This is a genomic window from Streptomyces sp. NPDC018000, from assembly GCF_044328025.1.
Taxonomy (GTDB): Bacteria; Actinomycetota; Actinomycetes; order Streptomycetales; family Streptomycetaceae; genus Streptomyces.
In genome coordinates this window covers 15,974-38,591 of record NZ_JBIRGM010000032.1, presented here as the reverse complement: position 1 = coordinate 38,591, position 22,618 = coordinate 15,974, and the positions used below count along the sequence as shown (strand labels likewise).

12 protein-coding genes and 2 pseudogenes are annotated in these 22,618 nt (G+C 68.2%); 10 read left to right on the top strand and 4 right to left on the bottom strand.

Going from position 1 to position 22,618, the window contains the following annotated elements:
• Nucleotides 1-9,190 (bottom strand): amino acid adenylation domain-containing protein (locus ACH4EW_RS30640; protein WP_398262518.1); only part of this gene is annotated, 9,190 nt, incomplete at its 3' end.
• A gap of 1,089 nt (nt 9,191-10,279) precedes the next feature.
• Here ACH4EW_RS30640 and ACH4EW_RS30635 point away from each other — a divergent pair.
• The 3 genes from ACH4EW_RS30635 (at nt 10,280) to ACH4EW_RS30625 (ending at nt 12,586) form a co-directional block, all read left to right on the top strand.
• Nucleotides 10,280-10,498 (top strand): MbtH family protein, encoded by a 219-nt coding sequence (locus ACH4EW_RS30635; RefSeq protein WP_398262516.1) that lies wholly within the window; start codon nt 10,280-10,282, stop codon nt 10,496-10,498.
• Nucleotides 10,499-10,592: 94 nt separating this feature from the next.
• On the top strand, nt 10,593-11,576 hold the full coding sequence (locus ACH4EW_RS30630) for an ATP-binding cassette domain-containing protein (protein WP_398262514.1): 984 nt from the start codon (nt 10,593-10,595) through the stop codon (nt 11,574-11,576).
• Between the two features lie 35 nt (nt 11,577-11,611).
• On the top strand, nt 11,612-12,586 hold the full coding sequence (locus ACH4EW_RS30625; protein ID WP_398262512.1) for an ABC transporter permease: 975 nt from the start codon (nt 11,612-11,614) through the stop codon (nt 12,584-12,586).
• Between the two features lie 51 nt (nt 12,587-12,637).
• Here the strand turns inward: ACH4EW_RS30625 and ACH4EW_RS30620 are convergent.
• Nucleotides 12,638-12,913, bottom strand: a pseudogene (locus ACH4EW_RS30620) (DedA family protein); the annotation flags it as partial.
• Nucleotides 12,914-13,623: 710 nt separating this feature from the next.
• Here ACH4EW_RS30620 and ACH4EW_RS30615 point away from each other — a divergent pair.
• From ACH4EW_RS30615 to ACH4EW_RS30590, 6 genes and pseudogenes are all read left to right on the top strand, one after another.
• The gene (locus ACH4EW_RS30615) at nt 13,624-14,313 is read left to right on the top strand and encodes a thioesterase II family protein (protein WP_398262510.1); all 690 of its coding nucleotides are present in this window, start codon (nt 13,624-13,626) and stop codon (nt 14,311-14,313) included.
• A 636-nt stretch (nt 14,314-14,949) separates the two neighbouring features.
• Complete coding sequence (locus tag ACH4EW_RS30610; RefSeq protein WP_398262508.1) at nt 14,950-16,734, top strand: fatty acyl-AMP ligase; 1,785 nt, start codon at nt 14,950-14,952, stop codon at nt 16,732-16,734.
• On the top strand, nt 16,731-18,443 hold the full coding sequence (locus tag ACH4EW_RS30605) for an acyl-CoA dehydrogenase family protein (protein WP_398262506.1): 1,713 nt from the start codon (nt 16,731-16,733) through the stop codon (nt 18,441-18,443). Before ACH4EW_RS30610 ends, ACH4EW_RS30605 begins: the two co-directional genes overlap by 4 nt.
• Nucleotides 18,440-20,173 (top strand): acyl-CoA dehydrogenase, encoded by a 1,734-nt coding sequence (locus tag ACH4EW_RS30600; RefSeq protein WP_398262504.1) that lies wholly within the window; start codon nt 18,440-18,442, stop codon nt 20,171-20,173. Before ACH4EW_RS30605 ends, ACH4EW_RS30600 begins: the two co-directional genes overlap by 4 nt.
• Nucleotides 20,174-20,211: 38 nt before the next feature.
• Nucleotides 20,212-20,481 (top strand): acyl carrier protein, encoded by a 270-nt coding sequence (locus ACH4EW_RS30595; RefSeq protein WP_398262502.1) that lies wholly within the window; start codon nt 20,212-20,214, stop codon nt 20,479-20,481.
• Between the two features lie 288 nt (nt 20,482-20,769).
• Nucleotides 20,770-20,919, top strand: a pseudogene (locus ACH4EW_RS30590) (ATP-binding protein); the annotation flags it as partial.
• A gap of 283 nt (nt 20,920-21,202) precedes the next feature.
• Here the strand turns inward: ACH4EW_RS30590 and ACH4EW_RS30585 are convergent.
• Nucleotides 21,203-21,418, bottom strand: a complete 216-nt coding sequence (locus ACH4EW_RS30585) for a hypothetical protein (protein ID WP_398262500.1) — start codon at nt 21,416-21,418, stop codon at nt 21,203-21,205.
• A gap of 93 nt (nt 21,419-21,511) precedes the next feature.
• Here ACH4EW_RS30585 and ACH4EW_RS30580 point away from each other — a divergent pair, with 93 nt between their 5' ends.
• Nucleotides 21,512-22,105 carry a TetR/AcrR family transcriptional regulator gene (locus ACH4EW_RS30580; RefSeq protein ID WP_398262498.1) on the top strand — a complete coding sequence of 198 codons (594 nt, stop codon included), beginning with the start codon at nt 21,512-21,514 and terminating at the stop codon, nt 22,103-22,105.
• Nucleotides 22,106-22,437: 332 nt separating this feature from the next.
• Here ACH4EW_RS30580 and ACH4EW_RS30575 read toward each other — a convergent pair whose 3' ends face one another.
• Complete coding sequence (locus tag ACH4EW_RS30575; protein WP_398262496.1) at nt 22,438-22,605, bottom strand: hypothetical protein; 168 nt, start codon at nt 22,603-22,605, stop codon at nt 22,438-22,440.
• Nucleotides 22,606-22,618 lie beyond the last annotated feature (13 nt).

Here is a 22,618-nt window from a genome sequence, read left to right as displayed (position 1 = left end):
ACGCCTTACGATCCACCTTCCCGTTCGCCGTCAACGGCACCCGGTCCAGCACCACCACCGCCGCCGGCACCATGTACTCCGGCAACCACTCCCGCGCATGCGCAAGAATCTCCCGTTCGGGCAGGCCATCGGCACACACCACATACGCGACCAGACGCTGGTCACCCGGCCGGTCCTCCCGCACCACGGCAACCGCCTGCGACACCGCGGGATACCGGGCCAGAACCGCCTCGATCTCACCCAACTCGATACGGAAACCCCGCACCTTCACCTGGTCGTCCGCACGCCCCACGAACACCAGCTCACCGTCGCGAGTCCAGCGCACCACATCCCCGGTGCCGTACATGCGAGACCCCGGGGCATCGAACGGATTCGCGACGAAGCGGGTGGCGGTCAGCCCCGCACGTCCCAGGTACCCTCGCGCGAGCCCGGGGCCGGACACGTACAGCTGTCCCGCCACGCCGGGTGGCACCGGGCGCAGGAACTCGTCCAGCACGTAGACCCGGGTGTCGGCCACAGGGCGGCCGAGCGGCGGATGCTGCCGGCCCGACAGGGGTTCGCTCATCGTCGCGCAGACGGTGGTCTCTGTCGGCCCGTAGGCGTTGACCATGCGGCGGTCCGAGGAGAACCGCGCCACCTGGTCCGGCCTGGTCGCCTCACCGGCGACCACGAGCACCATGCCGGCGGGCAGCGCGTCGTCGGTGAGCACCGGCAGGGCCGACGGCGGCAGGGTCGCGTGGGTGATGCCGTGCTCAGCAATGAGTTCTGCCAGCGGCTCCCCCGGCATGAGCCGGTCCGGTGAGGCGAGCACGAGCCGGCCCCCCGACAGCAGTGCCATGCAGATCTCCCATGCCGCGGCGTCGAAGCTCAGCGAGGCGAACTGGAGGACGCTGCTGCCCGGCCCGGCGCCGAGGCGGGTGATGTGTGTGTGGGCCAGGCCGGCCAGCCCGCGGTGGGTGACCGTGACGCCCTTGGGCAGGCCGGTCGAGCCGGAGGTGTAGATCACGTACGCCGGGTGGTCCGGCCGCAACGGTCCGACCCGGTCGTTGTCGGTCGGCGCGTGCGACGGCACGTCATCGTCCGGGCCGCCGGGCAGGTCCTCGAAGAGCACGTGGGGGACCTCGCACGGCGGCAGGTCCGCCGCGGTCTTGCCGGTGGTGATGAGGAGCGCGGGGGCGGCGTCGCCGAGCATGTACGCGATGCGTTCGCCGGGGTAGCCGGGGTCGATCGGGAGGTAGGCGGCGCCCGCCTTGTGTACGGCCAGCACCGCCGCGACCATCTCGACCGAACGCGGCATCGCGATCGCCACCAGGTCCTCGGCTCCGATGCTGCGGCCGATCAGGTGGTGCGCGAGGCGGTTCGCGATCGCGTCCAGCTCGGTGTAGCTGAGGCTGCGGTCGTCGTCGGTCACTGCGGTCGCGTCCGGCCCTCGCCCGACCTGCTCGGCGAAGAGATCCGGGAACGTGCGGGGCACGGTGCCGCTGTCGGTGTCGTTCCGGGCGACGGTGAGCTCCCGCAGTTCCGTTTCACCGAGGACGTCGATGTCGCCCAGTCGTGCCTGCGGGCGGGCCACGACCTGCTCCAGCACCCGGCACAGCGCCCGGGCGAGCATGGTGACGGTGGGCTCGTCGAACAGATCGGTGGCGTACTGCAGCACGCCGTCCATCCCGGCGGGGTTGCGCTGCTCGTCCCCGTGTTCCTCCAGGCTGAGCAGCAGGTCGAACTTCGCCCGCCCGGTGTCCACCTCATGTGCGTCGAGTGCGAGATCGGCGAGGGTGTTCCCGAAGCTCTCGTGGGGCCGCACCGTGAGGGCGACCTGGAACAGCGGGTTGTACGCCAGCGACCGCGTGGGGCTGACGAGCTCGACGAGCCGCTCGAAGGGCACGTCCTGGTTGCTGTATGCGTCCAGGTCCGTGGCGCGGACGCGGTCCAGGAGGTCGCGGAAGGCGGGGTTGCCCGAGGTGTCGGTGCGGAGCACGAGCGTGTTGGCGAAGAAGCCCACCAGGTCGTGGGTGGCCTCCTCGTCACGGCCGGCCACCGGCGTGCCCAGCGGGATGTCGGTGCCCGCGCCCAGCCTGGTCAGCAGCGCGGCGAACGCCGCCTGCACCACCATGAACAGCGTGGTACCGGTCGTGCGCGCCAACTCGGCCAGCCTGTCGTGCAGGTGCGAGTCCACGGTGAACTCGACGGCCGCGCCCCGGTGGGAGGCCGCCGCAGGGCGTGGCCGGTCCGTGGGCAGGTCCAGCTCCTGCGGCAGCTCCGCGAGCTGGTCGCGCCAGTACGCCAGCTGCCTCGACATCACGCTGGCCGGGTCGTCCTCCGAGCCCAGCAGCTGTCGCTGCCACAGGGTGTAGTCGGCGTACTGCACCGGCAGTGGTTGCCACTGCGGCGCGCGGCCTGCCGTCCGTGCGGAGTAGGCGTGGGTGAGGTCCCGCACCAGTGGCGCCAGCGACCACCCGTCCGCGGCGATGTGGTGCACGACCACCGCCAGGACGCACGCCGCGTCCGGCTCGGTCTCGAACAGCCAGGCCCGGAACGGTATTTCGCCGCCCAGGTCGAACACGTGCCGCGCGACCTCGCCGACCCGCTCGGCGGTCCGGGCCGGCCCGGGCCGCTCAACCACCAGTTCCGGCACCACGTCCGGGGCGACGGCGTCCCGCACCACCTGGCGGGCCCCCTGCTCGGTGTCGGCGAACACGGTGCGCAGACTCTCGTGCCGGGCGACCACGTCGGCCAGCGCGGCCCGCAGCGCCGCGACGTCCAGGGCGCCGGTCAGGCGCAGGATCAGCGGAATGTTGTACGTGGGGCTCGGCCCCTCCACGTGGTGCGTGAACCACAGTCGCTGCTGGGCGTACGACGTCGGCACGGACTCCGGGCGCGGCACCACCGCGGTCAGCGGCGGCCGGTCCGCCACCCGCGCGCCGATCGCGTCGGACAGCTCGGCGACCGTCGGGTGATCGAAGACGTCGCGGATCGCCACCTCCTCGCCCAGTGCCGCACGCAGACGCGACACCAGCCGTGTCGCCAGCAGCGAGTGACCGCCGAGGTCGAAGAACCCGTCGTCGATGCCGATTTCGGCGACGCCGAGGACGTCGGCGAACAGCCCGCACACGATCTCCTCGCGGGGGTTGCGGGCGGGCCGTGACGAGGGCCGGGCCGCCGGGTCGGGGGCCGGCAGCGCCTTCTGGTCGATCTTTCCGTTGGGGGTCAGGGGGAAGTGGTCGACGGTCAGGACTGCGGAGGGGACCATGTACTCGGGGAGCCGCCGTTTCATGTGGGCGACGAGGTCGGCTTCGGAGGTGGGCGCAGCCGGGATCACGTAGGCCACCAGGTGCCGCCGGTCCGGCTCGTCCTCGCGAACGAACACGGCCGCCTGCGCGACGTGCGGATGCCGGCCGAGGACGGTTTCGACGGCGCTCAGCTCGATACGGAAGCCGCGCAGCTTGATCTGCGTGTCGGCGCGGCCGAGGAACTCGATGTTTCCCTCGCTGTTCCAGCGCACTACGTCACCGGTGCGGTACATCCGCTCACCGCGCGCGCCGAACGGATCGGCCACGAACCGGTCCGCGGTCAGGTCCGGGCGGTTCCAGTAGCCCCGCGCCTGCCCGGCCCCGGCGATGTACAGTTCGCCCGCGACGCCGGGTGGCGTCGGCTGCAGCCGCTGGTCCAGCACGTAGACCCGGGTGTTCGCCAGCGGGCGGCCGATCGGGAGGATCGTGCGTGCCGCGTCGTCCGCGGTGGTCGGGTGGCACAGGGCGAACGTCGTGGTCTCGGTGGGACCGTAGACGTTGAACACCGTCAACCCCGGGCACGCCGTGCGGACCTGTGCGACCGCGTCCGGCGGTACCGCCTCGCCCCCGGTCCACACCTGCCGCAGGGCCGCCAGGCACTCCGGGTCCTCCTCGGCCACGACCCGGAACAGCGCCGTGGTGAAGAAGGCGGCGGTGACCTCTTCGTCGGCCAGTACCCGGCGCAGTGTGGGCACGTCGAGATCTCCGGGGGGAGCCATGACCACTGTGCCGCCCCGCAGCAGGGGAACCCACAGCTCGTACGTCGAGGCGTCGAACGCCAGCGGCGAGTGTGCCAGCACCCGGCGGTGCGCCTCGTCCTCGGCCCACCGCGGGTCGGAGACGAGCTCGGCGATGGCGCGCTGCGGGATGCTGACGCCCTTGGGTGTGCCGGTGGAACCGGAGGTGAAGACGATGTAGGCCAGGGTGGCCTGGTCGGCCGCGGGCAGTTCGGTGGCGGTGTCCCCGGTGTCGGCGGGGTGTTCGGGGTCGAGCAAGGGAAAGCCCCAGGCCGCGGCCGCATCGGCGTCGGCGTGGTCGGCGAGTACCAGCTCGGCGCCGACGCCGGTGAGCACCTCTCGCACCCATGCGGCGGGGTCGGTCACGCGCACCGGCACGTACGTCGCACCGGCCTTCATGATCGCCAGCAGCGCCACCGGAACGCTGACGGACCGTTGCATCGCCACGGCCACCCGCGACTCCGCCCCGATGCCACGGGCCACCAACACGCGCGCGAGCCGCTCGGCCCGTACGTCCAGCTCCGCGTACGACAGCGCCTCGGCGCCGGAGCGGACGGCGGTCGCCTGCGGCGTCGCCGCCACCTGCAGGTCGAACAACTCGGTCACCGTCGCCTCGGGGACCGGAGCCGCCGTGTCGTTCCGCTCGACCAGCAGCCGTTCCCGGCCGGGCCGGCCGAGCACGTCCAGTGATTCCACCGGGCGCTCGGGCGAGGTGACCGCCTGCTCCAGCACCCGCACCAACCCGGACGCGAGCCCTTCGGCGGTCCCGGCGTCGAACAGGTCGGTGCTGTACCGCAGCGTGCCCTGCCACGCCGACGCCCCCTGGAGGCCGTCGGCGAGCGAGAACTCCAGGTCGAACTTGGCCGCTCCGGTGTCGACCTCCGACGCGCTCGCATCGAGGCCCGGGAACTCCGTCAACGCCGCCGACGTCACGCCCTGATCGGCGTTGGCGAACGCCAGCATCGTCTGGACCAGCGGATGCCGCCCGGCCGCGCGTGGCGGGTTCAGCACCTCCACCAGGTGCTCGAACGGCACGTCCTGGTGCCCGTACGCCGCCAGGTCCGTCTCGCGGACGCGGTCCAGCAGCTCCGTGAACGCCTGCTCACCCGAGACGTCGACCCGCAGCACGAGCGTGTTCACGAAGAAGCCGACCAGGTCGGTCAGGGCGTCGTCGGTACGGCCCGCGACGGGCGTCCCCACCGGGATGTCGGAGCCGGCCCCGAACCGCGACAGCAGTGCGACCAGCGCGGCGTGCACCACCATGAACATGGTGCAGCCCCGCTCACGTGCCAGCTCCTGCAGGCCCGAGTACACCGCCGCCGGCACCTGGAACGACACCTGGCCGGCCGCGTACGACGCGTCCACCGGACGGGGCCGGTCCGCCGGCAGCGGCAGTTCCTCCATCAGCCCGGCGAGATGCTCCCGCCAGTACGCCAGCTGGCCGGAGAGGACACTGTCCGGATCGTCCTGCGACCCCAGCAGACGACGCTGCCACAGTGCATAGTCCGCGTACTGGACCGGCAGCTCCCGCCATTGAGGAGCGGAGTTCTCCGTCCGCGCCGCGTAGGCCGTCGCCAGGTCGCGCAGCAGCGGACCGACGGACCACCCGTCTCCCGCGATGTGGTGCACCACCATCGCCAGCACCCACGCGGTGCCGAAGTCGTCGAGCCGGTAGAGCCTCGAGCGGAAGGGGAGCTCGTCGAACAGGTCGAACTCCCGGCGGGCCAGCCGTCCGAGTTCGGCGTCCAGGTCTTCCTCCGCCAGTCGCCGCACCGGGAGTTCCGGTTCCGTCGCCGGGTGCACGACCTGGCACGGCACGCCGTCGTGCTCGACGAGGGTGGTGCGCAGGCCTTCGTGGCGGGCGACCACGTCGCCGAGCGCGGCACGCAGCGCGGCCACCTCCAACGGCCCCGAGAAGCGCACCGCGAGCGAGTAGTTGTAGATCGCGCTCGGCCCTTCCAACTGGCCCAGGAAGTACATCCGTTGCTGCGCGAACGACGCCGGCACCCGCTCGGGTCTGGTCTCCACCCGAACGGCCGGTCGGGCCTCCCGTGTCGTGTCCAGCATCGCCGCCAGGCGCCTGACCGTGGGGTGGTCGAACAGGTCCCGAATGGACAGTTCGGTACCCAGGGCGGAACGGACGCGCGAGACCAGGCGGGTGGCCAGCAGGGAGTGCCCGCCCAGCTCGAAGAAGTGGTCGTCGATGCCGACCGTGGGAACCGCCAGCACGTCGGCGAACAGGTGGCACAGGATCTCGATCCGGGGGTCCTGCCCGCTTGCGGGCGTCGCCGACACGTTCGGGTCGCCGTCCGGAACGGGTAGCGCCGCGCGGTCGATCTTGCCGTTGACCGTCAGCGGCAGCGTCGCCATCGGGACGAACTCGGCGGGGACCATGTGGTCGGGCAGCCAGTCCCGCACGAACTCGCGCAACTCCGCGGCGCCGGGCTCGCCGCCCGTCTCGGCGAGCACCACGTAGGCCACGAGCCGCTGGTCCCCGGGACGGTCCTCGCGGACGAGAAGGGCCGCCTGCGACACCGCCGGATGCCGCACGAGGGCGACCTCGATCTCGCCGAGTTCGATGCGGAAGCCCCGCACCTTCACCTGGTCGTCGACACGGCCGAGGAACTCCAACTGCCCGTCCCAGGCCCACCGCACGACATCTCCCGTGCGGTACATCCGCGCACCCGGCTCACCGAAGGGATCGGCGACGAACCGCTCCGCGGTCAGTCCCGGACGGTTCCAGTACCCGCGCGCCACCCCCGCACCCGCGATGTACAGCTCACCACCCACACCGGGCGCCACCGGACGCATGCACCCGTCCAGCACATACAAGCGCGCATTGGCCACCGGCCGCCCGATGGGCACCGCCGCCTCCGGCACCACATCGTCCGGCCCCACCACGAACACACAACAGCCCACCGTCGCCTCGGTCGGCCCGTACTCGTTGATCACCGTCACACCGGGACGCCGACGACGCAACTGCGCCACCGCACCCCCCTGCAACTGCTCACCACCGACCACCACATGGTCCGTGGCCGACAACTCCAAAGGCAGCTCCGACAACAGAGGAACATGCGCCGGAGTGACCTTCGAGAACGTCGCCACGAAACCTTCCGGCAACGACCCGGCCTCATCAAGCCCGGCAAACCGCACACAGCCACCCAGCGTCAACGGCACGAACGCACCCGTCACCGTCAGATCGAAAGCAATCGAGGTATGCACCACCGACTGCCCCGCCAACCCCGGATACGCCTGCCCCGCAAACCACACATACGACGCCAGATTCCGCTGCTCCACCACCACCCCCTTCGGCCGCCCCGTCGACCCCGAGGTGTAGATCACATAGGCCGCACGTTCCGGCTGCAGTGGGCGCAGCTGCTCACCGGCGGTGATGTTCCCCGCGTCGCGGGCCTGGCGCTCGGCCTCGAGGGCGGGCGAGTCCAGCTCCACCGAAGGCGCGTTCGCCGGCATCCGGTGCGCCAGATCGGCGCAGGTGAGGGTCACGGCCGGCCGCGCGTCGTCGAGGATGTGCGCGATGCGCTCGGCCGGATACTCCGGGTCGATCGGCACGTACGCCGCGCCGGCCTTCCACACCGCCATCAGCGCGACCAGCAGCTCCGCAGAACGCGGCAGCACGACGGCGACGAAGTCCTCGGCGCCGACGCCCCGGTCGATCAGCACGCGCGCCAGCCGGTTCGCCCGGGCGTTCAGCTCGTCGTATTGCAGCGCGGTGGACGCATCGGCCACCGCCATGGCGTGGCCGTTCGCGGCCGCCTGGTCCTCGAACCAGTCGACGACCGTTCCGTCGGGCAGCTTCGTGGCGGTTTCGTTCCACTCCACCACCACCTGGTGACGGGTGGCCTCGTCGAGCAGCTCGACCTCACCGAGCGTCAGCCCTGGTGTGTCGAGGAGCTGAACGAGCATGCGCCGCAGCCCCTGCTGCCACTGCCGGACGTCCTCGGCGGTGTGCGTCCGGGCGTTGGCATGCACGGTCACGTGGATGTCGCCGCCCCTGTCGGGGGTGCCGTACACGTCGATCGCCACGTCGTGCACCTGGCCGTTCGCCAGCTGGTGCAGGGCCGCCTGCGTGGTGCCGAACCGCACTTGGTGGTCGAACGGCATCAGGTTCACGGACAGGTGCCCCCGCGCGCCGCCCACGCCGAGCTCGCGGTACAGCTCCTCGCCGCGGAACCGCTGGTGCCGGAGCGTCGGCGTCAGTTCCCGGGACACCCGTTCCATGAGGGCGGGCAGGTCCGCGTCGCGCTCCACCGCCAGCCGCAGCGGCAGCACGTTCGACATCATGCCGGGCGTCGTCAGTGCGGTCCGGGTCGTGCGAGCGGTCAGCGGCAGATCGATCACGAGTGCGTCGTCGCCCTGCCGCCGCTGGGCGCAGGCGGCCACGACGCTCAGCATCACCACGCTCCAGCGCGAGCCGTGCGTCCGCGCGTAGGCGCACACCGCGTCGGCGAGTTCCCGCGGCAGCCGCACCGTGTCCCGGAGCACCTGGTCGGAGGCCGCCGCCGCGCCACGTCCCTGCCCCTCGGCGAGGAACCGGGCGGTGTCCCGCCAGTACGACCGGTCCTCGGCGAATCTGTCGGAGTTCTCGTAGTGCCGCTCCTCGTCCAGCAGGCGGTCCAGGCCACCGAACGGACTGCCGCTCGGCTCGGCAGCGGCGGCCAGAGCCGTGTAGAGGTCGGCCACCCGGTTCAGGTACAGGGTCTGCCCGAAACCGTCGAGCGTGATGTGGTGGTACCGGAAGTAGAGGAAGGACCGCCGCTCACCGACTCGGAACAGCACGTGCCGGTAGCTTCGGCCGCGCCGCAGATCCACCGGCTCGGCCAGGTCCGCGTCCATCCACTGCCGTGCCGCGGCGACCGGGTCGTCCGCATCGCGCACGTCGACCGTCGTCACGGAATCGGCGGGTGCCGGCTGAGTGATCTGGGTGATCTCGCCGTCCTGTTCGACGAACCGCGCACGCAGCGCTTCCGTCTCGTCCAGGGCCTGGACCACCGCGCGGCGGAGAACGGCGGCGTCGAGGGCCTCGCCGATGTCCAGGAAAGCCCCGCAGTTGAACCGAGGGCTGAGCGGTTGCAGCTGCTGCGCCACCCACACCTCACGCTGCGCGGCCAGCACACCACGAAGCACCGAATGCCCTTCAGCCATCACACACTCCAAACGTTGCTGTGCCGACGCAGGCCTTACCGGCCGGCACGCGACACGGACATCGGCTTGACGGACCTCGACGGACCGGGTCAGGGATCCCTGCTCAGCCCGTCTTCGCTGGGACGCTTCCTGAGCTCGTGGGTCATGATCAGTCCTGGGCCGTGGCACGGCCCAGGACGAGGACGGAGAACACGGCAGCGACGCCGTCGCTGCGCAGCCGGATCCCGCCGGGCGGATCGCAGCTCACTGGAGCTCGCTCGCGCCGTCGGGTGACGTCTCGGTGACCTCGTGGTCCTCGAGCGTCTCGGCGCGGAATCCGGCGGGGGCCAAGCGGATGGGGAACCGGTACCGGAACGGCGATCGTCCCGGCGTGAAGGCAGGCTGGGAGTTCGACCACGGATCCGGATGGAGAAGCAGGAGACGGCCGCCCGCCCTGAAGTTCTTCGGCAACCGCGGCGACGCGGCTGCAGCGCGGCTCAGGTCGTGATCAGTGGACGTCCTGTATTCCAGCGAGGCACCGGCGTACGGACGGAGGATATGTCGCGCACCGGTCCCGCGGACGCGCGGTGGCGCAGGGGTTCGGTTGAACTCCGCGCATCACTGACCTTTTCCATTTCTCCGGGCCTCCGCGTTAAAAAAAGAAACATTCCATCTCATGCTGCATGAATGCAGCACAAGGCGACCGAAAAAACCGAACTTGAACTTGACGATTCAGGCTCGAGCGCTCATGAGCCGTTAACGGAGTACTCGAAATAGCCGACGGATCGGAGGGTAGTCAAATTGCTGATCATGTGTCAACCCCCCATCCGAGCTGGCAATTTTGCGACCCGAGCAGCCGTTGACACGTGATCGCCCAGCGCCTGCCCTCCTGTCAACCCCTATCTTTGGATGGCAAGTTGGCGTCCCGAGCGAGTGTTGACTCCCGGTATCAGGCCAGGTAATTTGCGTGGCTGCGCGTCCAAGACTCACTTTTTCAGGCTGCTGAAGCCAGGCAGTGGAAATGTGAACTCGCACCATCGCAAGTACGGACAGTCCGCGACACATCGGGGGGTTTCGATGCGTCGTCGGGCCTTAACGGAAGGCACTTCTGTGAGTAATCCGTTCGATGACGAAAACGGTCGTTTTCTGGTCCTGACCAATGATGAAGGGCAGCACTCTCTGTGGCCCTCTTTCGTCGATGTCCCCAACGGTTGGACGATTGTTCATCAGGAGGGCACGCGCGAGGCGTGTCTTGAGTACGTCGAGAAGAACTGGACCGATATGCGGCCCAAGAGTCTGATCGACGCGATGAGTCAGCAGAACGCGTGAGCGCGGGTCCACGTCCGGCCCGTGGCGGCCTCAGCGAGTCGGCGCGGGTGCCCGTGCTCCGTCGGGAGCGCGGGCGAACCGGAAGAAGCCGGCCGTGAGCGAGGTGACGATCAGCACGCGGGGCCTCAGCAAGAGGTTCGGTGAGGTGACGGCGCTCGACGCCGTGGACATCGAAGCGCGCGCCGGTACGGTCCTCGGCCTTCTCGGGCACAACGGTGCAGGGAAGACGACGCTGGTTCACATTCTCTCGACGCTGTCACAGCCCTCCGCGGGAAGTGCGACCGTCGCGGGGTTCGACGTCAGGACCCAGGGTGCGGAGATCCGCAGGCGGATCGGTGTGACCGCACAGCACACGGCCGTGGACAACCGGCTTTCGGGTACGGCGAATCTGGTACTGGTCGCACGCCTGCTGGGCGCGCGGCCGAAGGCGGCACGGAACAGGGCGACGCAGCTCATCGAGGCATTCGACCTCACAGTCGGCGCGAACCGGCCGGCCAGCACCTACTCCGGCGGCATGCGCCGCCGCCTCGACCTGGCCATGAGCCTCGTGGCCGACCCCATCGTGCTCTTCCTCGACGAGCCGACCACCGGGCTCGACCCGGTGAGCCGCGTCAACCTGTGGGAGATCGTGGAGGACCTGGTGCGACACGGCACCACCGTGCTGCTCACCACCCAGGACCTCAACGAGGCCGACCGGCTGGCGGACCGGATCACCGTGCTCAACAAGGGAAGGGTCGCGGCCTCCGGCACCACGGCCGAGCTCAAGGCGGAAACAGGTCGTCGTTCGGTGCACGTCTCGGTCGAACGGGACAGGCTCGCACGGGCGGCCTCGGCGCTACGACAACACGGGTACCACCCCACGGTCGAACAGCAGGGCCCGGCCCTGGTGATCGGCGTGGACGCCTCGGCCGAGGTGGCACACATAGTGCAGATCCTGGTCGCCGCGGAGGTTCCGATCGACGGCCTGGCGCTGTCGGAACCAACGCTCGACGACGTGTACCTCGCGCTGACCTCGGCGGCCTCGGCGACAGCGACGAAATCGGGCTCCTCACTGCACACACCGGTGGGTGTGTCATGACACAAGTACGGGTACGGCCAGGAAACGAGCGCCTCATGAGCGAGCACGACGGCCGGTTCTTCCCGGCGACGGCACGGCCGCGCGAGCTGGCCCAACTGTGGACGCTGGCCGCACGGCAGCTCCGGGTGATCTGCGGCGACGTGCGCATCGTGGCACTGTCGATCGTGCAGCCGCTCGTCATGCTGCTGCTCTTCACACAGATATTCGGCCGGATGGCGAATCCCGACCTGTTCCCCGACGGCATCAGCTACACCGACTACCTGGTACCGGCGCTGCTCATCACGACGGGGATCGGCACGGCCCAGGTCGCGGGTGTCGGATTCGTCCGAGATGCCGAGTCCGGCATCGAACAGCGCTTCCGCTTCCTGCCTGTGCGCCCTCTGTACGTGCTCATCGCACGTTCGGTGGGCGATCTCGCCCGGGTGGCGATCCAGCTGATGGCACTGTTGCTGTGCGCCTGCTTCGGGCTCGGCTTCGCCCCGGCCGGTGGCTTCTGGGGGATGGCGGCGGCGTTCCTGCTGTCGGTGTTCGTGTGCTGGTCGTTGGTCTGGATCTTCCTGGCGCTGGCCGCGTGGCTGCGGAGCATCGAGGTGCTGGGGAGCATCGGCTTCTTCGTGATGTCCCCGCTGATGTTCGCCTCCAGCGCCTTCGTGCCACTCGATGCGCTGCCCGGTTGGGTACGCCTCATCGCCGTGGTGAACCCGCTGACCCACGCCGTCGATGCGTCGCGGAACCTCGCGCTCGGTTGGGAGGCGGGAGACTCGATCATCGGTGCACTGCTCAGCGGCACCGCTCTCAGCGCGGTGATGTGCCTCATTGCGCTCCGCGGATTCCGGCGTCCTCCGAACGAAACAAGAAGACCACTATTCCGGCGGTCGCGCGGCACTCCGTCGCCGGCGGAAGAGAAGGAGCAGGCCGGTAACCGTGACCAGGCAGACCAACACCCCCCAGCCGACCCGGCTGATGACCGCGCCGATCTCGTCAACGGAAGCGCGAACCAGTGCTCCTGACACCACGTAGAGCGTCGACCACAACGCCGCTCCCGCCAGCGACGCCGGAAGGAACCTGCTGTAACGAACCCCGGCCACCCCCGCTGTCGCCGGGGTGAGCGTACGTACGACGGGTAGAAGCCTGGTCAGAAAGACGGACCACGCACCGTACCGGTTGAACGACCTCATGGCCCGGTCCCAGTGGTCCATGCCCATCCTGCGCACCATGGGGACGTCACGCAGCCGGTCTCCGTACCGCCTGCCGAGGACGTAGCCGACATGGTCCCCGGCGCTGCTGGCGAACGTCACGGTCACGAAAAGACCCGTGAGCGCCGCCGGATTGTCCATCGACGCCGCGAGCACGAGTACGACCGTCTCACCCGGTACGACGACCCCGACGCCGAGACCCGACTCCGCGGCGGCGAACGCCCCGGACAAGGCCAATGTGACCGGAAGCGGGGCGGAGGACAACGCCTCCAGAAAATCCTTCAACCAGGACATTACTCGCATGCACTCCCATCGAATGCGCCCGCCGGACGTGACGGCACGGGTGTGCCCGACCGTAACAGAGACTCCTGAAGCGCCACGACGGTCGCATCGGCGCTCGTATGCGGTCCGCTCCTGGCGCACGGCGCTCTGCAGAGAATTTCGGCATGCACGTCTCCGACCGGATGTCGAGAAGTTCCGGAAAGGTCGGCACCCCCCGGACAGGCAATCCTATGGGGCGGAGCCGGCTCCCCTTGCCGAATTGGATACGGATCGGGGCGCATGGGTAAATCGTTCCGCTTCCGGGAGGTTCGGCCCTGCGCCGTCCGAAAGGCCCAGGCGGGTCAATTGCTCGCCGACATCGATACCGATCGGCAGAACAAGAAGGAAAGCACCGTGGACGGCACGACAGCTGGAAGGCGCGACAGTTTCTTATGGACGTCGGATAGTGCCGCTCATATGCTTGGTAATAGGTGCAACGGGAGGCAAGGACAGTGACCGCTCCGAATACGCGCACGCAATCTTCGTGGCTCAGGGCCTGCAACCGGGTGCCCCGGCCGCGGTGCCGGCTGGTGTGCGCGCCGCACGCGGGTGGCACCGCTCACGCCTACCGGTCCTGGCCTGCGGGCCTGCCCGATGACATCGAGGTGCTCGCGGTGCAGTACCCCGGTCGTCAGGACCGGCTGGCGGAGCCGGCCGCCGTCACGATGGACGACCTGGTCCGGCCCATCGCTGACGCGTTGGAGCCCTTCGTCCTCGAACCGCTCGCGCTGTTCGGCCACAGCATGGGCGCCGCCGTGGCGTACGAGGTCGCCCTGGAACTCGAGCGGCGGCACGGGCAGGCCGTCGACCTGCTGACCGTGTCCGGATCACGCGCCCCGCACCACCGTGAGGAGGAGAACCGCTACGCGCTGAGCGACGCCGACCTCGTCGAGGAACTGCGCCGCCTCGACGACTCCTTCGGCGACCTGCTCGCCGCCCCCGAACTCCTCGACCTCGTCCTGCCGGCGATCCGCGCGGACTTCCGGCTCGTTTCACGTTATCTGCGGACGCCGGCCCTGCCCGTGCGCGCCCCACTGCTCGTCTTCGGCGGTACTGACGATCCGGACGTCAGCCCTGACGAGCTGAGGCAGTGGCGCACCTGCGCAGGCGGCGCCTTCGACACCCGGACGTTCCCCGGCGGTCACTTCTACCTCAGCGACGAGCGGCCCATCCTCGAAGCGCTGGTTCCCTGGCTGCCCGGTAAATCCTCGGCCCCATGATTCCCAGGTTCCAGCCGTCGGTGGCGAAACCGTAGTTTGACGAACTCCGGTCTCTGGTCTCCGGTCTCCGTACCGCCTACCGAGCACATGCCCAATATGGTCTCCGGCATTTACAGCAACTACCACGGCCTGAATGCGATGAAAGCGGACGCGGTGAGAAGGCGAGAAGCAATTGACTCAACAAGTGATCAGGCAGTCGCGGCGTGCGACGAAAAGGCTCGACCAGGCCATCCGAAATGAGGCATTGACATTGTGTGAAGTGCCTGGTTACGCTTCTGCCGACCGCTGTCAGCTGGTTCTTTTCCGAGTGATGAGGGCCCGTTCCGAAGAAGTCCATTCACTGGCACAAGTGACGCGGTAAAAGTCCTTTTTCTTGCGTGGATCACAAGACTGTATTGAGCTTTCTGCGACCTTGGCCTGGGCTGTCCGAAATTCGGCCCGGACCCGCTGTTCGTCGCGTGCTCGGTAATTCAACAGCTCATTTTCTGAACACCCGGCGCACCAGGCTATGAGACGGGTCTCCTGGATTTCGCGCGGGGAACTTTTCCAGCGGGACTCCCTCAAGAAGCCCTGCCGGCCCGCTGGCGAGGGATTGCTGTCGAATCTCATTCCCATCATCTGGAGGCTCGGATTCGTATGGTTGACATCAGTGCAGCGCGGAGTGTCCCTGAACTCCTGCAGCATCATGCGAGTTCGGAACCGGACCGCGAGGCGCTTCGCTATCTGCGCGACACCACGGGGACCGACGGGAGCCCGCTCACCTACAGGGAACTGGACCGCGCTGCCGCCGCCGTGGCACGGCGTCTCTCCCAGAGTTTCGACGCGGGCGACCGGTTGCTGCTCCTTCATTCCTTCGGCCCGGATTTCATCGTCAGCTTTCTCGCCTGCCTCTACGCCGGCATGGTCGCCATTCCGGCACCGCTTCCCGGTAGATACCACCATGAGCGCAGACGGGTGCTGAGTATCGCCCGCGACAGTGGCGCCGTCGCGGTGCTCACCGACGACGCAAGCTCCACAGAGATCGACGAATGGATGCGCGAGGAGGGTCTGGACTGCCTCGCCCTCATCTCCACGGACTGGTCCACCGAGGAGTCCGGCCCCTTCACGCCGCCTGCAGACCTCGGACACGAGACGCTCGCGATGCTCCAGTACACCTCCGGCTCCACAGGCGAGCCGAAGGGAGTGATGGTGACGCACGGGAATCTGCTGCGGAACGTCGGCGCGCTGAGCCGTGCGTTCGGCCTCGACGAGCACACCAACTTCGGTGGCTGGATCCCTCATTTCCATGACATGGGCCTGATCGGACTGCTGCTGCCTGCTCTCTTCCTGCGCAGCAAGTGCGTCCTGATGAGTCCGTCCGCCTTCATCCGGCGACCGCACACCTGGCTGAAGATGATCGACGACTTCGGCATCGCATGGTCGGCGGCTCCCAATTTCGCCTACGAACTGTGTTGCCGACGGGTCTCCGATGAGCAGCTCGGCGAGATCGATCTCTCGCGCTGGCGCTACGCGGGCAATGGTTCGGAACCCATCCACGCCGGCACCATCACCGCTTTTGCCGAGCGGTTCGCCCCTGCCGGGTTCCGGGCCGAGGCCCTGGCACCGTGCTACGGCCTCGCCGAGTCGACGGTCTACGTGTCCGGTAACCCTTCCGCCCATATCACGGCGGTCGACGCCCAGTTGCTGGAAGAGCACAAGATCGCCGAGGCCACACCAGGGCGGCCCCACCGCTCCCTGGTGAGCTGCGGCGTACCCGGAGACGTCGACCTCCGGATCGTCGACCCGCGGACTGGGAACCAGCTTCCGGCCGACACTGTCGGAGAGATCTGGTTGCGGGGAGACAGCGTCGCGGTCGGCTACTGGAACAACCCCTCAGCGACCGCCGCGACCTTCGGTGGCGTCGTCGACGGGGTGGACGGCTGCTATCTGCGGACCGGTGACCTCGGTGCGCTGCACGACGGAAAGTTGTACGTCACCGGCCGGATCAAGGAAATGATCACCGTGCACGGAAGAAACGTCTATCCGCAGGATGTCGAGCAGGAATTGCGCGCCGCCCACCAAGAACTCGTCGGCTGCGTCGGTGCCGTGTTCGCCCTCTCGGAAACGGGCCCTGACCCGTCACTGATTGTGACACACGAGGTCAAGGCAGGCATCGGAGCAGACGAACTCAGAGCGCTGGCCCGGGACATGAAGCAGACTGCGGCTCGCGAGATGGGCATAACAGCGTCATGCGTCGTCCTCCTGCGCCGCGGAACGGTACGCCGTACGACGAGCGGCAAGATCCAGCGCGACACGATGCGGACACTGTTCCGGGACGGTGAGCTGAAGCCGCTTCACATCCACTGGCACGGGCCGAAGCAGCGCACCGAGGTCCTTGGAAGCGGCCCGGCGCAGCGCCTGGTCGAGGAGTCCACGGTATGAGGCCCGAGACGACGGTGCCGCACCGCCTGCTCGGGGCGCTGCTGGACGAACAGTCGCGTCCGGACGGTCCCTTCTGGCCCGCCGCGCTTCGCGAACTGGACCAGGACGAGGCCTTTCCCGCAGAGGCGTGCCGGGTCCTCGACGAGTTCGGGCTGGCCGATCACTACGTGCCGGCCGCGTACGGCGGGAAGCTCACCGACTTCAGCGAACTGATCCAGCTCATCCGCAGCACCGCGCGCCACGACCTCACGGTCGCCGTCGCCCATGCGAAGACCCTCCTCGGCGCCGTCTCGGTCTGGGTGGCCGGGGACCAGGAACAGGCCGATCGCCTCGCCCGACAGGTCCGCGACGGGCATGTGGTGTCCTGGGCGCTGACCGAACGGGGACATGGCGCGGACCTTCTCGCCGGCGAGGTCACCGCGGAGCGAACCCGGGAAGGCTGGAGCCTGAACGGGGAGAAGTGGCTGATCAACAATGCCACTCGTGCCCATCAGATCTGCCTGCTGGCCCGTACCGGCAAGGCCGGAGACGCACGCGGATTCAACCTTTTCCTGGTGGACAAGGACCGGCTCTCACCCGGCAGTTACACATACCTGCCGAAGATCCCGACGCACGGCATTCGAGGCGCGGACATCAGCGGCATCGGGTTCACGGACGCGGCCGTCCCGGCATCCGCTCAGGTGGGTGCTGACGGCGCCGGTCTGGAGATCGTGCTGAAGGCACTTCAGCTCACCCGGACCGTGTGTGCGGGGCTGTCACTCGGCGCCTGCGACCACGCGCTGCGGCTCACCACCGCGTTCGTGCAGGAACGCAGGCTTTACGGGAAGCTGCTCGTGGAACTTCCCCGCATTCGCCGGATCCTCGCCGATGCGGTCGCGGACCTGTTGCTCATGGAGTCGGTGTCCATGCTTGCCGGGCGTTCCGTCCATGCGCTGGCTCCGGAGATGAACGTGGTCTCTGCGGTGACCAAGGCGTTCGTTCCGAGCGCGGGCGACGCGGTGATCGCAGAGCTTGGCGAGATCCTCGGAGTACGCGCCTTCTTCACCGATGCCCACGCAGAGGGCATGTTCGACAAGCTGGAGCGTGATCACCGGATTGCCGCGATATTCGACGGCAGCACAGCAGTGAACCGACATGCGCTCATCAAGCAGTTCCCGCTGCTGGCCAGGGCGAGCGCGCGCGGTGACTACGCCTTGAAGGGCCTCGCGGCCGCCGCCACACTCGACGTTCCGGTGGACCCGCTTGATCCTGGGGAGCTTGTCCTCGCCCAGCACGGCGGCTGTTCGGTACTGGGAGGTCTGCCCGATGCCGTCGAGCGGGTCCGTTCCCTGGTCCGCGCGGACTCGGCGCCCGTCGGCCTCGAGCAGCTCGCGGAGATGCTTCTTGCCGAAGCGGCAGCGCTGGAAGAGGAACTTGCCGCGCATCGGCCCACGGCAGGCGCTGGGGCGGCAGCCGACTTCGACCTGGCCCGGCGCTACGAGTTCTGCTTCGCGGGAGCCTGCGCGGTTCACCTTTGGTCACACAACGAGGCCGCACTGGGAGACAGTTCACCGGTGTGGGCCGACGCCCGCTGGGTCCGGGCGTGCCTGAACCGTGTCCTGCGAGCACTGGGCCGGCCTGCGGATCGGGAACCCGATGTGACCGACGCCCTGGTGGAGGAACTGGTACGCACGGAAGGACGCGGTATGACGTTGCTGTCGGGCATATGAGCGGCGAGAAGCTCGCGGTGGGGGGCAGCCCGCAGAGCACCTCTTCGGCCGACGAGTTGGAGCGCCTGTTCGGGGACCCCTACGACGAGGGGAACCCGGTCGGCTACGCACCGGTCCTCGAAGCCGACGACCACGCCGAGATGTTCGGTGACGGAGAGGCGCTGCTGGACGACTTCCGTCTGAACGCCGAGTTCGTTCCGACCGAGTATGGCGGCCGCTTGTCCCGGCTCGACGATCTCGTCGAGGTCATGCGCGCGGTGTACCGGCGCGATCCCTGTCTCGGCCTCGGCTATGGGGCGAGCTCCCTGATCTCGTCGGTGAACGTCTGGACCGCCGGGAACCACGAGCAGCGCCGTCAGGTCGCGGACCTGCTGCTTCGGAACGGCAAGGTCGCCGTGGCCTACCACGAGCTCGCTCATGGCAATGACATGGCGGGCACCGAGATGAATGCCGTGCCCACTGCCGGAGGCTGGTCCCTGAACGGCCGCAAGGAGGTCGTCACCAACATCCGGCGCGCGGACGCGATGGTGTTGTTCACCCGGACCGGCCCCGGCAACGGAAGCCGGAATCACTCCCAGGTCTTCGTTGACAAGTCACAGGTTCCGGCCGGGCACATCAGCTATCTGCCCCGGTACAAGACCGTCGGAATGCGTGGTGTCCAGCTGGGCGGCGCGGTCTTCCACGACTGCCCTGTGGAATCGGACGCTCTGATCGGGCAGCAAGGGCAGGGGCTGGAGACAGCCATGAGGTCCTTCCAAATCACCCGGGCCACGCTGCCTGCGATGATGACAGGCATCCTCGACTCCGCCCTGCGCGCCACCATGCTTCACGTCATGGGCCGTACGTTGTACGGCAGAAGGGCCGGCGACCTTCCGCACGTCCGCTCGGTTGTCACCGGGGCATTCACCGACCTGTTGATCTGCGAGGCGTTCAGCCTGGTGGCAGTCAGGGCGATCCATCTGCTGCCCTCGGCGTCCAGCCTTTACTCCGCCGCGGCCAAGTACGCGGTCGCGGGGGCTTTGCTCCGTGCGACGGACCGGCTGGCCTCCGTGATGGGTGCGGAGTTCTTCCGCCGCGACGGTCGGCAGGCGATCTTCCAGAAGCTTCTGCGGGACCTGAAACCCGTCGGCTTCGGCCATGCCGCGCGTGCCGCCTGCCAGACGACGATTCTGCCGCAGCTGGGCGTTCTGTCCCGCCGCCCCAGCTTGCCAACCACCCCGCCCGCCGCGCTGTTCCGGATCGACGCAGAGCTTCCGCCCCTCGCCTTCGACGCGCTCGCGGTCAGTTCCCGGGGCAGGGACCCGTTGGCGTCGTCGCTCGACGAGCTCTCGGACGTGCTGGCCGGGGAGGGCGGTGACTGGGGGGTGAGCGAACACGTGGCCCACCTGCGCGCCGAACTCCAGGAGATCCGGAAAAGGGCAGGCGGCCTCGCACCGCACGAACTCACCTTCACCGCGGACGCAGACTCGTACGACCTTGTCGAGCGCTATGTCAACGTTCTGGTCGCCGTCGGCTGCCTGCAGGTGTGGTGGCACAACCGGGGCAGTGACGACGGGTTTCTCGCAGAACCGCTCTGGCTGCACACGGCGCTGAGCCGACTGCGAGCCGGCTGGAACCAGCATTTCGTGGCCTCTCCATCGGTGGAGGACGGCCTGTTTGCGCAGATGTTGGTGCGATTGACGGAAAACCGCAGCTTCGGCCTGCTGGGCCGTCGCCTGTACGGGGCGTGACAGGCGCGTCCCGCTTCAACTGAAACCAGGAGACCATCATGGAAACAGAGACTCCCCGAACGGCCGCTGAACTCGGCGACTGGCTCACCCGCACGGTGGCCGACTACCTCAGGTGCGATCCGGCAGAGATCGAGCCGGACGTGCCGCTCTCCGATTACGGCCTTGACTCGATCTCGGCGACCACGGTGTGTGCCGACATCGAGGACAACCTCGGTCTCCCCGTCGAAGTGACGCTGATCTGGGACCACCCCACGATAGACAAGCTGTCACAGGCACTGGCCGAGGAGCTTGAAACCGCCGTCCGCTGACACCGACAGAATTTGCGCGTATGCCCCGCCGATCCGGATCCGGAGCTCCCGGAAGCCGCCAACGACGGTACGACAACGTTTGGATTGATTGATGTCCGAGACGTTGTTCCTCTCCCGGCCGTGCGGTCGCTCGGGTCGGACGGGGCGCCGGATCGGGTGAGTTGGCGGCTGTGGACGCATGAAGAAGGGGCCTCCTGCGCAGCTCGCGGTGGCACTGTCACGTTGGCCGGCGCATGGGATGATCTCGGGGTTGGCCGTGCTGGGAAGGGCAAAGTGCCAGCCCCAGATGGCTGGACCAAGACCTTCACCGACCCCCGCCTCTGCGCGGCGATCGTCGACCGCCTCACCTTCAACGGCACCATCATCGAAACCGGCACCGACTCCTACCGCCTCGCCAGCACCCGAGCACGAGCCGAAGAGCCTGTCAAGGCCAGCTGACCTCTGCCGCTACGTCTCGATGGTCCGCCGCCCTCACGAGCGGCAGACCATCCCCGCTCAGCCCGCCAAAGTGCGCTGGTGAAAGTACATGCACCAGCCCGTTTCCGCCATACGCCACAGGGAGCTTCGCCATACTCGGCCCCGAACTTCAATCTCTGACCCACGGTGCAAAGCAGGCCGCCGGGCCGCTGATGGTCCCGGCGAAGCGGACACTGCCCGGACTCCGAACGGCATAGAGGCCGGGAATGTGCTGCGGCAGCCCGCTGGGCGCCGTGGATAGGTGTTACTTGAGGTGTCCGAGGGCCTTGGCTCGGTCCTGTGCCCAGCCGGCGAGGAGGACACCGATGGTGAGGGCAGCGATGTAAGCGCACAGGGCGCCCGGGAACGGCAATCCGCTGAGCACCCCACCGTTGTCGTGATCGATGAGCAGCCGGATCGCGCCTTGGCCGCTGAAGACCACTAAAGCCATTCCGATGATCAGCAGAACGACGAACTTCATGGTACCCCTCAATCATTTTAACAATGCACATGCATTGTAATAGACTGCCGATGGCGATGCAATGCGAACGCATTGGCTCGCCAGGGAGGATGCATGCCGAAGATCGTTGACCATGAGGAGCGCCGACACCGCCTGGCCGAAGCTGTCTGGACACTGACACTCCGCGACGGACTCGAAGGCGTGACGCTTCGCAAGGTCGCGGTGGAGGCCGGGGTGTCCATGGGGCAGGTGCAGCACTACTACACCACCCGGGAGGACTTGGTCCGTGACGCGATCGACCGCGCCGTGCGGGCACTGAACGCCCGGATTGAGGCATCCATCAAGGCAACCGACCCGGCGAGTGCGGAGACGATGCTCCGTGAATGCCTGCGCGCGATGCTCGCCCGTGACCCGGAAAGCCTGCGCCTACTCCAGCTGTCAGTCGCGGTCGTCGGAAGGGCGATCTCGGATCCGGCTATGGCCGGCGTGCTGGCGCCAGGTAGCGGCGAGCTTCTGGACTTCACCGCGAGACTCATCGCCTCGGCCCGGCAGGAACGGGGCGCGCCAGCACGGGGCAACGGCCTGATCGACGCCGACATCTGTTGGAATCTGGCCACGAGCCTGGGGGTCGACGTCGCCCTGGGGCAGCGTTCTCCCGACGAGGCACTCAGGGTGCTGGACTATCACCTGGACAACCTCCTGGGCTGACCACCGCCTCGCCCAGCTCATCACGCGGCGACACCGCGTTTCGTAGGTGGTCGCTCATGAAACAGCGAATCGACGTCGCATCCCAGCGCCTGCCAGACGCACCGATCTCGGTGGACTCGGGGTCGAGAAGCCGCAGCTTGTCCGCCTCAATGCCACCTGAACGGCCCGCTCACTCTCGTCTGCCATGCACGACCCCTACGGACGCCCCCATCCCGTCACAGCGAATAGTTGACGCGGCCCTGGGAGCAACCGGCAGTGCCATCACTTCTCGTCAACAATCCGAGTTGGGTTGATCACCAACTGCCTTCGGAACCCGTGCATAAGTGCTGTCACTACACATCGATGAAGCCACCCGTCTTCACCGCGTGCCAGGCGATCGCAGCCGCGTGAGCCACCGGCCAGTCCACGTTTCTCCAGTCCATCGCATCCACGGCATGCGCAGCGGTGAACGGAACGCTCTCCGCGAACCGCAGGAACGCCGCATGCTTGCCCACACTCATGACCTGCCGCTCC